Origin of the sequence: Enterobacter sp. RIT637 (assembly GCF_019718755.1) — a bacterium.
Taxonomy (GTDB): Bacteria; Pseudomonadota; Gammaproteobacteria; order Enterobacterales; family Enterobacteriaceae; genus Enterobacter.
The window spans coordinates 1-632 of record NZ_JAIHAZ010000095.1; the positions used below are offsets into that span (position 1 = coordinate 1).

Genomic DNA, 632 nt, shown 5'->3' on the forward strand with positions numbered 1-632 from the left:
GTCCGTGGAACCGTCATCACGGACTAAAACTCGAATATCTCTATAAGTCTGATTTAAGATGGAACACACCTGTTCTTTTATATGTTTTTCGCCATTGTATATTGCAACGATCACATCAACAATCATGAAAGCAAAGCCTCTTGTATTTAGAGCGATTTTATTAACTGCGCAGGAATACCACCTACAATACAATTGGAAGGAAAACTCTTAGTCACAACGGAATTTGCCCCAACGATAACATTGCAACCTAGTGTTACACCTGAAAGGATTTTTGCGTTATCACCAATCCAGCAATTATCGCCAATTTCTGTATGCCCTTTTATTACTAACTCTCGTTTTTTTGGCACAATATTTTTATATTCAATACCATATCCATGATTATGATCGGTAATTAAAACATCGCTTCCAATTAGACATCCATTTCCTATTTTTACAGATAATTTTGCAGCGACATGTACATTCTGGCTTAGTGAAACTTCGTCACCAATAATTATTTTTCCATCACCTATAGCATCAATCCATGACTGGTTTCCAATAAGCACTCTGTTTCCAATAACAAAATTATTAGTTCCAGAGAGAGTTACATTTCGCCCAATGTTTAAATTTTTTGTATTAAATATAAAGCTATAAAT

The 632-nt window shown here is 34.5% G+C and carries 2 protein-coding genes; both read right to left on the minus strand.

The genetic code is table 11. The features are described from left to right. A partial coding sequence (locus K5E19_RS24410; RefSeq protein WP_221553313.1) for a glycosyltransferase occupies positions 1-126 on the minus strand: 126 nt, incomplete at its 3' end. 20 nt (positions 127-146) lie between these two features. After that, a partial coding sequence (locus K5E19_RS23370) for a DapH/DapD/GlmU-related protein (RefSeq protein WP_260411933.1) occupies positions 147-632 on the minus strand: 486 nt, incomplete at its 5' end.